The sequence below is a fragment of the Halopseudomonas sp. genome, assembly GCF_036961105.1.
Taxonomy (GTDB): Bacteria; Pseudomonadota; Gammaproteobacteria; order Pseudomonadales; family Pseudomonadaceae; genus Halopseudomonas.
In genome coordinates this window covers 43,883-53,993 of the sequence record NZ_JBALWW010000023.1, presented here as the reverse complement: position 1 = coordinate 53,993, position 10,111 = coordinate 43,883, and the positions used below count along the sequence as shown (strand labels likewise).

General features: G+C 59.8%; 11 protein-coding genes. 4 read left to right on the top strand and 7 right to left on the bottom strand.

What is annotated here, in order from left to right; genetic code table 11:
* Positions 1–480: 480 nt before the first annotated feature.
* Both galE and glmS read right to left on the bottom strand, forming a co-directional pair.
* A complete protein-coding gene (gene galE / locus V7756_RS16750) occupies positions 481–1,503 on the bottom strand; it encodes a UDP-glucose 4-epimerase GalE (RefSeq protein ID WP_335611335.1) in 1,023 nt (340 codons plus the stop codon).
* A gap of 121 nt (positions 1,504–1,624) precedes the next feature.
* A complete protein-coding gene (glmS, locus tag V7756_RS16745) occupies positions 1,625–3,451 on the bottom strand; it encodes a glutamine--fructose-6-phosphate transaminase (isomerizing) (RefSeq protein ID WP_335611334.1) in 1,827 nt (608 codons plus the stop codon).
* Between the two features lie 391 nt (positions 3,452–3,842).
* Between glmS and V7756_RS16740 the strand changes: the two genes are divergently transcribed.
* Positions 3,843–4,514 carry an REP-associated tyrosine transposase gene (locus tag V7756_RS16740; RefSeq protein ID WP_335611333.1) on the top strand — a complete coding sequence of 224 codons (672 nt, stop codon included), beginning with the start codon at positions 3,843–3,845 and terminating at the stop codon, positions 4,512–4,514.
* A gap of 80 nt (positions 4,515–4,594) precedes the next feature.
* Here the strand turns inward: V7756_RS16740 and V7756_RS16735 are convergent, their stop codons facing one another.
* From V7756_RS16735 to V7756_RS16725, 3 genes are all read right to left on the bottom strand, one after another.
* Positions 4,595–4,873 (bottom strand): DUF4404 family protein, encoded by a 279-nt coding sequence (locus V7756_RS16735; protein WP_335611332.1) that lies wholly within the window; start codon positions 4,871–4,873, stop codon positions 4,595–4,597.
* Positions 4,874–4,934: 61 nt separating this feature from the next.
* Positions 4,935–5,489 (bottom strand): hypothetical protein, encoded by a 555-nt coding sequence (locus tag V7756_RS16730; RefSeq protein ID WP_335611331.1) that lies wholly within the window; start codon positions 5,487–5,489, stop codon positions 4,935–4,937.
* Between the two features lie 120 nt (positions 5,490–5,609).
* Positions 5,610–6,038, bottom strand: coding sequence for an acyl-CoA thioesterase (locus V7756_RS16725; protein ID WP_335611330.1), 429 nt, complete (start codon positions 6,036–6,038; stop codon positions 5,610–5,612).
* A 102-nt stretch (positions 6,039–6,140) separates the two neighbouring features.
* Here V7756_RS16725 and V7756_RS16720 point away from each other — a divergent pair, with 102 nt between their 5' ends.
* Complete coding sequence (locus V7756_RS16720; RefSeq protein WP_335611329.1) at positions 6,141–6,878, top strand: MlaA family lipoprotein; 738 nt, start codon at positions 6,141–6,143, stop codon at positions 6,876–6,878.
* Positions 6,879–6,927: 49 nt separating this feature from the next.
* On the opposite strand, the gene V7756_RS16715 is transcribed toward V7756_RS16720, so the two are convergent.
* Positions 6,928–7,233, bottom strand: coding sequence for a PilZ domain-containing protein (locus tag V7756_RS16715; protein WP_335611328.1), 306 nt, complete (start codon positions 7,231–7,233; stop codon positions 6,928–6,930).
* Positions 7,234–7,462: 229 nt separating this feature from the next.
* Here V7756_RS16715 and V7756_RS16710 point away from each other — a divergent pair, with 229 nt between their 5' ends.
* Both V7756_RS16710 and rssC read left to right on the top strand, forming a co-directional pair.
* The gene (locus V7756_RS16710) at positions 7,463–8,653 is read left to right on the top strand and encodes a PP2C family protein-serine/threonine phosphatase (protein ID WP_335611327.1); all 1,191 of its coding nucleotides are present in this window, start codon (positions 7,463–7,465) and stop codon (positions 8,651–8,653) included.
* Positions 8,653–9,138, top strand: coding sequence for an anti-sigma factor antagonist RssC (gene rssC / locus V7756_RS16705; RefSeq protein ID WP_335611336.1), 486 nt, complete (start codon positions 8,653–8,655; stop codon positions 9,136–9,138). Before V7756_RS16710 ends, rssC begins: the two co-directional genes overlap by 1 nt.
* On the opposite strand, the gene tal is transcribed toward rssC, so the two are convergent.
* Positions 9,127–10,077, bottom strand: coding sequence for a transaldolase (gene tal / locus V7756_RS16700; protein ID WP_335611326.1), 951 nt, complete (start codon positions 10,075–10,077; stop codon positions 9,127–9,129). The two genes, rssC and tal, sit on opposite strands and share 12 nt — an antisense overlap.
* Positions 10,078–10,111: the final 34 nt, after the last annotated feature.

Here is a 10,111-nt window from a genome sequence, read left to right as displayed (position 1 = left end):
CGACAGACAACCTGCTCTTGTTATCAAAAGCTGGAGGCCTTGCAATGAGGGAGGAGACCATATACGGCCGTCCCAGGGAGAACCGCGGTGTGGGCAGATGGCTTGCAGTTGCTGGTTGGCTTTGTTGGTTGGGTTAGCGGGTTTTGGCTTGCCTGGGATGGCGGAGTTGCATCTCGACCCGGGGGGTTGGCTGGCAGCGTGTTGGCCGGGATGGAAACCGGCCGTCCCAGGGGGAACCGCGGTGTGGGCAGATGGCTTGCAGGTTGCTGGTTGGCTTTGTTGGTTGGGTTAGTGGGTTTGGGCTTGCCTGGGATGGCCGAGTTCCATCTCGGCCTGCTGCGAAGCAGCCGCTTTTCGTGTCGGTCGAGCTTGGGGCTGACGGCTGCGCGCAGGCCGGGATGGAACTCGGCGCTGAAGACGATGCCGAGGTGCTAGGGCACTTGCAGAGAAGCTCTGGGTGCTGTGCTCAAGGTGCAGTTTTTACTGGTATCCCTGGGGATTCTCGCGCTGCCAGCGCCAGGCATCGGCACACATGCTTTCCAGCCCCAACTCGGCAGTCCAGCCCAACTCCTCGCGGGCCAGCGAGGGATCTGCGTAGCAACTGGCCACATCGCCTGGGCGGCGCTCTACCACCTGATAAGGCAGGGGCTTGCCGCAGGCCTGTTCAAAGGCTTTGAGCATGTCCAGCACGGAATAGCCAACGCCGGTACCCAGATTAAAGGCTTTGATGCCATCCTCCCGCTCGAGCCACTCCAGTGCCTTGACGTGGCCCGCAGCCAGATCCTGCACGTGGATGTAGTCGCGCACGCCGGTGCCGTCCTTGGTGGGATAGTCGCCGCCAAACACGCTCAGGTGTTCGCGCCGGCCTACCGCGACCTGCGCGATGTAGGGCAGCAGGTTGTTGGGTATGCCGGCAGGGTCTTCGCCGATCAGGCCGCTGGGATGTGCGCCTACGGGGTTGAAGTAGCGCAACAGGGCGATATTCCACTGCGGTGCGCTCTGGTGCAGGTCGCGCAGTATTTCTTCGATGATCAGCTTGGAGCGGCCGTAGGGGTTGGTGGCGCTGGTGGCGAAGTCTTCACGTATCGGCAGCGACGCCGGATCGCCGTACACCGTGGCGGATGAGCTGAACACCAGATTGCTCACGCCAGCCTGTTGCATGGCCTGACACAGCGCCAGGGTGCCGGTGACATTGTTGTGGTAGTAGCGCAGCGGCTGAGCCACCGATTCGCCCACGGCCTTGAGACCGGCGAAGTGAATGACCGCGTCAATGCGATGCTCGGCGAACAGACGGGCCAGCAGGGCGGCATCGTTGACGTCGCCCTGCATCAGTGTGGCAGGGCGCCCAGCGATGCTCTCCACGCGGCGAAGCGCTTCGGGTGAGCTGTTGCTGAAGTTGTCCAGCACTATCACCTGGTAACCGGCCTCCAGCAGTTTGATACAGGTGTGGGAGCCGATATAGCCGGCGCCGCCGGTGACCAGAATGCTTCTGTCTGTTGTCATGAGTCCTGTTGCCATGAGGTGTTTCGTTGTCTGCTGTGTGTGCCTGCACTTAGGCCTGATTCAACTGGCGTTGCTGCTGGCCATGGTGCGAGCCGCTGACGCGGGTCAGCGGCGCTAACCCTTACTCCACAGTGACCGACTTGGCCAGGTTGCGCGGCTTATCTACGTCTGTGCCTTTGACCAGGGCTACATGGTAGCTCAGCAGCTGCAGCGGCAGGGTGTAGACGATGGGTGAAATGCAATCTTCCACCCACGGCAGACGAATGGTCTCGATGCTGCTGTCTGCGGTGGGTTCGATGGTTTCGCAGGCAAAGTTGATCAACTGGCCGCCACGCGCGCGCACTTCCTCCAGGTTGGACTTGAGCTTTTCCAGCAAGCTGTCGCTGGGCGCCACGCTGACTACGGGCATGTCGTCATCTACCAAAGCCAGTGGCCCGTGCTTGAGCTCGCCGGCGGCGTAAGCCTCGGCGTGGATGTAGGAGATTTCCTTGAGCTTGAGCGCGCCTTCCATGGCGATGGGGTAGTGCGTGCCGCGGCCGAGGAAGAGGGCGTGGTGCTTGTTGGCAAAGCGCTGGGCCAGCTCGGTGATGGCCGGCTCAAGGGTCAGCACCTGCTCGATGATGGTGGGCAGACTGCGCAGGGCGTTGACGTTGCTGGCGACCGACTCCAGCCTGCCGCGTGCCTGCGACAGCGCCGTGGCCAGCCACAGCAGGGCGACCAATTGGGTGGTAAAGGCCTTGGTGGATGCAACGCCAATTTCGGGGCCGGCATGGGTCAGCAGGCGCCAGTCGGCTTCGCGCACCAGCGAGCTGCCGGCGACGTTGCAGATAGCCAGGCTGGCCAGGTAACCCTGGGTCTTGGCGTAGCGCAGGGCGGCCAGGGTATCGGCGGTTTCGCCGGACTGCGAGATGGTGATCAGCAGGGTGTTGGCCGGCACCACCACGGTGCGGTAACGGTACTCGCTGGCCACCTCCACCTGGCAGGGGATGCCCGCCTGGGCTTCGATCCAGTAGCGCGCGACCAGACCAGCATGATAGCTGGTGCCGCAGGCGACGATGTGTACATTGGCGATGTCGTGCAAGCGGGTTTCGGCATCGGGGCCGAGGATGGCAGTGAGCACGTGATCATCGCCCAGGGTGCCGGCGATGGTGTCGCGGATGGCCTGGGGTTGCTCGAATATTTCCTTGAGCATGAAGTGGCGGTACTCGCCCTTGTCCAGGCTGTGGGCAGCGTGCTCGTAACGGCTGACGGCGCGCTCGACCGCTTGTTGTTCGCGGTTCCAGATCTCGCAGCGCTGCAGGCTGATGCGCGCGTAGTCGCCTTCTTCCAGATAACGGAAGCGGTCGGTGACCTGCAGCAGCGCCAGCGGATCAGAGGCGACGTAGCGTTCTCCGCTGCCCTCGCCAATCACCAGCGGGCTGCCCATGCGCGAGCAGTAGAGGGTGTCGGGTTCGGATTCGTGAATGACCGCCAGGGCGTAGGCACCATGGATCTCGGCCAGAGTCTCGCGGAACGCGGTGAGCATGTCCTGGCTCTGGCTGTAGTGATGGGCCAGCAGGTGGGCGACCACTTCGGTGTCGGTTTCCGAGGTGAAGACAAAGCCCAGCTCAAGCAGTTTTTTGCGCAGCGGCGAGTGGTTCTCGATGATGCCGTTGTGCACCACGGCCAGTCCGCCGGATACATGCGGATGCGCATTGTGCTCGGCCGGCTTGCCATGGGTTGCCCAGCGGGTGTGGGCGATACCCAGATGGCCTTTGGCTGGGCTGCTTTGCAGCGCCTTTTCCAGTTCGACCACTTTGCCGACAGCGCGCACGCGTTGCATCTGATTGCTGCTGTTCAGCACCGCCACGCCGGCCGAGTCGTAGCCGCGGTATTCGAGACGGCGCAAGCCTTCAAGCAGGATGGGGGTGATATCGCGCTGGGCGGTGGCGCCGACGATTCCGCACATGGTGGTGTCCTTGGTGCTGGGGGCAAAGACCGCGAGTTTATCATTGCTCTGTGCGTGTTGGGGAATAACCGGCAGTTCGATGGGGCGCCCTGTTTGTCGCGGATATCGGGTTCTGTCGGTAAGCCAGGCGGTGGCTGTCAGCCCGCTGGCCGAGATGGAACTCGGCCGTCCCAGGAATCGCGCCGGGTCGCGCGCAGATTGTTGTGGTGGTTTGCTGGAGGGTTGGTTTGCCTGGGATGGCCGGGTTCCATCCCGGCCTGGGGCATCTGATCTGACTTCAATCGTTAGATCTCCCAGCAAAATCCCAACCACCTCACACCTGGCTTTTTCTGCAGTTCCACGGTCTCAGCCGTTTGTTAGTCTGAGCGCTTGGCAAGCAAGGAGCGCTGGCATGGATCATGATGAAGAGCATCGGGGCTGGTATGTGGCGAGGCGTCTGCCACATTTTGATACTGCGGGCACCTTACAGTTCGTCAGTTTCAGGTTGGCTGATAGTTTGCCCGCCCAGGTCCTTGCTGCTTTTGAGCATGAATTGCAGGAGCTACCGCGCAGCGCAAGAACCATTGCGATGCGCGCAAGAATAGAAAGCTATCTGGATCAAGGTTACGGCTGCTGTTTGCTCGCTCGACCAGAAATGGCCGCTACACTGTGCCAGGCTTTCAACCACTATCACGACAGGCGCTACCGTCTCCTGGCCTGGTGCATCATGCCAAACCACGTGCACATCCTGATCGAACCGCAAGCTTCGCTGCCCCGTATTGTACAAGCATGGAAGTCCTGGTCGGCCCGCTGGGCGTTTCAGCATGCAGCTGAGTTGAAGCTGGACATGCCGCAAAACGGCTTCTGGATGCACGGCTATTGGGACCGGTATATACGCGACGAAGCGCATTTTCATGCGGCAGTAAGTTACATACATGAGAACCCGGTGAAGGCGGGGTTATGCAAGGTTGCGTCTGATTGGGCGTGGTCCAGCGCTAGCGCCAAACTCAATCCTGCCGTATGCGGATTGAAAAGTGACGGGCGTGGGAATGCTGAGCGTCCGGTTAGGCCTTGGCCGGTATAGACCCCGGCCGTACTGGCCGCGCCGCTAGAATGCGCCGCATCGCGGCGCGGGTGGGCGTTCGGTCGGGGCCCCGGTGAAGATCAGATACCCATGTCCGAGAGTGACTGCATCACGCTGCGCAGCGTACCGGCCAGGGTTGGGTGGCGTTCGGCAAAACGCTCGGCCATGAGGTTCACGCCATCGACCAGGGTGGGATCTTCCTCGGCGTCTGCGTCGCTTTCCTGGATGAGCAGGCGCGCGTAGATGTTGTTGGCCATGTTCTGCAGAGCTTCGCGCTCTTCTGCGGTGAGCTCGGCATTCGGGTCGTTGAGCGTATCTTGCAACGATTCCAGTTGGGCTTTAAGGCGCTGTGTGGGCATGGCTTACTCCTGTTTCGGTTTTCCCCACTATAACCCCTGAGCGCGCGGCCGTCCGCCCGAATTATGCGTGCTCACCCTTTTGCAGGCGCTGGGCAATGTCCTGCAGACAATGCGCCAGTTGGTCTACCGCATCGACCACGTAGTGTGCGCCAGCGTCCAACAGCGTCATGGTGGCGCGCATGCGTAACTGGTCCTGTTGCGTTGGCGGCAATGCTGCCCAGTCCGCCAGCGCGGCCTGGTCAAGGCTTCCGCTGAGGGCGGTGCCGATGGTCCACATGCCGGCATTCAGGCCAGCGGTGACCCCGCTGGATGAACCGCTGACCACTACGCAATTGCGCAAGCTCGAGCTGCCCAGATTCAAGGCTGCCAATGTGGGTAGGTCTGGCGCTGGTGCCCCGCGCCGGGTATCGCTCGGCAGTACGCAGGGGTAGGTAGTGAGGGCATCTGGCAGCGGCAACGGCCATTGTGCAAAGAGGCCGATCTGCTGTTGCGTTGCACTTAGTTGTTGCAGAAGCTCGCTGGCCTCGGGGAGCAACGGCGTCTCACCTTGCGCGTCGCAAGGTAGCAGGGTGCCGGCTAGGTCGAATATAACCGCTTCAATTTGCGGGTGAGGCATGGGCCATGTCCTTGTCTGGCAACGCCAAAAGGATGCCGCTGGCAGCCTGAAAAGGACGCGCAGCGGCACTATGACCCGTTATCTTCTGACAGTTTTATTGCGTCTTGATGACAAAATGTTTCAGGTCGACGCCAGCGGCTCCTTGCCCATGGCGATGCGCACGCTGTCGGGCACGGGAATGGGGCGCTGAGTAGCCACATCGATCCATACCATCTTCACGTCGCCGTAGCCCACCAGCTCGGGCTGATCCTTTACATACATGCGGTGTTCCAGCGTCAGGCTGGTACGGCCCACATCGCCGGCTACGAGTTCGACGATAACGGTGGCGGGATGCACCACCGGGCGCAGGAAATAATGCGTGCAACTGAGCAGGACCAATCCCTGGCCTACCTGGCGACGATGCGCACCCAAACCGTCGAGCCAGAGGATGCGCGCTTCTTCCAGATACTGGTAATAGCGGGTGTTGTTGACGTGCTGGTTGCTGTCCATATCGCCATAGCGCACGGGCAGTTCGCAGCGGTAGAGAAGGGGCTTGTTGCTTTCGGTCATAGTAAAATCGCTGATTTGGACGGGTATTTTGCATTACACTGGCACGCCCGGCTGGCGACATCAGGCGCAGCCGATCATGATAAGAGAACGGAGACGTTGCTGATGAAATTTTTCAGGCTCGGTGCTGGTGCGGTGTTGCTGTCAGTTGTGACGCTCACCGGTATTACACCTGTTTTTGCCGAGGATTCATACGAGTCTTACGATGATTATGACGGTGGATACAGCAATCCGGATCCCTGGGAGAAGCTCAACCGCTTTACCTTCAGCGTCAACGACACCATCGACCGCTACACGCTCAAGCCCGTTGCCAAGGTCTACGACTGGGCTACCCCGCAGTTTGTGAACGATGGGGTGAGCAACTTCTTCGACAACCTTGGCGAACCCATGAATTTCGTCAACAACACCCTGCAGGGCAAGTTCCGCGATGCCGGGGTGGACATGTCGCGCTTCCTGTTCAACAGCCTGTTGGGCGGCCTGGGGACGGTGGATGTGGCTACCCGAATGGGGCTGCAGCGCAATGATGAAGATCTGGGGCAGACGCTGGGCGCCTGGGGGGTGGAGAGCGGTCCTTATCTGGTGATGCCGTTTTTTGGCCCCAGCACGCTGCGGGACTTCAGCTCCAAGTTTCCGGAAAACTTCCTGAATTACACCTACACCGGTTACATCAACGATATTCGCGTGCGCAACTCCTGGTTTGCCCTGGAGCTGGTCAACTTTCGCGCCAGCCTGTTTGAGCGCGAACGTCTGATTCGCGGCGATCGCTATACCTTTATACGCAATGCCTACCTGCAGAATCGCGAGTACAAGGTGAAAGACGGCAACGTGCCGGACGAGTTCTAAGCGCCGGGGTCGCCGTTTTGATTGGCGGCCCGCTGGTTAGCGATGGAGATCAATCCAGGCTTTCGAATTGAATGCCGATCAGACAACCACCTTCATCGCTCGCCTGGCAACGTACCACCTCGCCTTTCGCCTGCAGCCCCTGCATGCCGGGGGTAGGCGACGGGATCGAAAGTTCCACCGCCTCGCCAGGCGCTACGCGTTGCGGGCACTGCACCTGAGCACCCTGGTTGGATAAATCCTGACACTGGACCGAATGGGTCTGATTGTCGGCGATGACCCTCAGCGTTGCTGTGGTCTCCATCTTCATTCGCATGAAGTCACGCTTTTCGCTGTACTGCTGGTCATGAAAGGACATGGTCTACTCCGGCTTGGGCGAAACAGAATATCGTTTGTTCTTTTTTCCACATCCTAGTGCCGCGCGTGCCCCGAGACAAGCACCCATGGGGGCTGCGGGTAACGGTTGCTTGCCGCTGCGGATGGGAGTACTGTTTGGCCCTTGAAAACATCGGGTCTTTTCCCGGTGCGGTATTCCACCCTGTGGTCATGGTTCCAGCCGCGCTCCATGACAATGACGTAGGGAATCTATGCAGCTTCCAGGCACGACATTGCTGGTGATTGACGATGACGATTTCGCTCGGCAACGCATTTCAGCCCAATTGGAACGTGGTGGATATGATGTCTTGCAGGCCAACGCTGCCAGCGATGGTCTCGAGATGCTCACCGCGCAGCGTCCGGGGCTGGTGCTCTGCGATCTGCATCTGGGCAACCGCCGTGGCTTTGAGCTGGTGCGCGAGATTATCGAGGCCGCTGCGGAAATTCCGGTGATCGTGGTGTCCGATGACGGCGTGATGACTGACGTGGTCGAAGCACTCCGGCTGGGTGCCAGCGACTATCTGCTCAAACCCCTGGATGACCTCGTGGTGCTGGAGCACGCCGTGCAGCGCTCGCTCGACCGTTCGCGTCTGCGCATCGAGAATCAACGCATTCGCGAGCGTCTGGAACGTGCCAACCGCGAGCTCGAAAACCATCTCAAGGAACTGCGTGATGACCAGGCTGCCGGTCACCAGGTGCAGCTCAACATGCTGCCGGCCAGCCCCTGGAACAGCGGCGAGTATCGCTTTGAGCATCGGCTGATTCCCTCGCTCTATCTGTCCGGCGATTTTGTCGATTATTTTCGCGTGTCCGAGAGCCAGTTGGCTTTCTATCTGGCTGATGTGTCCGGACACGGTTCCTCGTCCGCCTTTGTTACCGTGTTGCTCAAGTTCATGACCACGCGGTTGATGTATGAGCAGCGCAAGGTAGAGGGCGGCGGGCGCATCGAGTTCAAGCCGTCGGATGTGCTGGGCCATATCAACCGCAGCCTGATCAGTTGCAAGCTGGGCAAGCACGTCACCATGCTGGGCGGAGTGATTGACGAGCAACGCCAGACCTTGACCTACAGCATCGGCGGCCATTTGCCGTTGCCCGTCATGTTTGCCAATGGTGAGGCGCACTATCTGCAGGGCAAAGGTCGGCCGGTTGGGCTGTTCGAGGATGCGGAGTATCAGAACGAGGTGATGGAGCTGCCGAAGCAGTTCAGCCTGGCGTTGTGCTCTGATGGGGTGCTGGATTGCCTGGCAGGGACTACCCTGAAAGAGAAAGAAGCACGTTTGCCGCAGCTGTTTGCCGAATCACACGGCGAACTGCGCGGTTTACTGGCAGGTCTGGGGCTTGATCCCAACAAGACCATGCCTGATGACATTTCCGTTTTGGTGTTAGGCAGGAACGCAGAATGATGACCACTGGCAAGATCCAGTTTGCGGAATCGCAGGGCACCTTTGTACTCAAGTTCATTGGTGACGTCAGGCTGACGCTCTGTGCGGCACTGGATGCCTATATTGAAAAAATCTTCAGTGTGCTGAGTTTTGAGTCGATCGTGATTGATCTGACTGAAACCGAAGGCATCGACAGTACCTCGCTTGGCCTGTTGGCCAAGCTCTCGATCCTGTCCAAGCAGAAGGTTGGCTTTCTGCCCACACTGGTCTCCAACAATGACGACATGAACCGTCTGTTGCAGAGCATGGGGTTTGATCAGGTGTTCAATATCGTCTCGGAATCGACCCCAACCTGCGCCGAGCTGCAGGATTTGCCGGGACAGATGTTGTCCGAAGACAAGGTCAAGAAAAAGGTGCTGGAGGCGCATCACATTCTGATGCAGCTCAACGACAGCAACCGCGAGGCCTTCCGTGACCTCGTCAGCGCGCTGGAATCAGACCGCTGATTCAGCGCGCGCCACAATCAGTTTTTCCAGCTTGATCTGATCTGCAGCGAAGGCGCGAATGCCCTCTGCCAACTTTTCCGTGGCCATGGCGTCTTCGTTGTGCTGCCAACGGAAGAGCGCCTCATCGAGTACTTCACGCTCGTCTGTTTCGCCCTTGCTGAGCAGGGAGGAGGCTAACAGCTGCCCCTCTTCAGCTTTCAGCTCCTGCAATAGAGCCGGGCTGATAGTCAGGCGGTCACAGCCGGCCAACGCCTCGATCTGCCCCATGTTGCGGAAGCTCGCGCCCATTACCACGGTGTTGTACAGGTGCTTCTTGTAGTAGCGATAGATGCGCGCCACCGATTGCACGCCCGGATCGTCCAGCCCGCTGAAATCACGCCCCTCACGGTTTTTGTACCAGTCATAGATACGACCCACGAATGGCGAGATAAGAAACACTCCGGCGTCGGCGCAGGCTTTGGCCTGCGCGAAGGAGAACAGTAGCGTGAGATTGCACTGGATTCCTTCGCGCTCAAGTTCTGCGGCTGCCTGTATGCCTTCCCAGGTAGATGCGATCTTGATCAGCACCCGGTCACGGGTAATGCCCAGGCGCTCGTAGCGTTCAATCAGCTCTACCGCTTTTTTCAGGGTGGCGGGGCGATCAAAGGACAGGCGCGCGTCCACCTCGGTAGAAATGCGTCCGGGGATCAGCTTGACGATTTCGCTGCCCACCGCCACCGCAAAGCGGTCGCAGGCCTCGCTCACCGGATCGGCGCTGTTGGCGGCCTCACGAATGACCTGATCGAGCAGCGCGCTGTAACTCTGCTGCTCGGCAGCCTTCAACAGCAATGAAGGATTGGTAGTGGCGTCGACCGGTTGCAGGGTGCGAATAGCGTCGATATCGCCGGTGTCGGCGACAATCAGCGTGTGTTGCTTGAGGCTTTCCAGTTTTGAAATCATGGCATTCCATCGGCTTCAACAGTATGCCCTGACC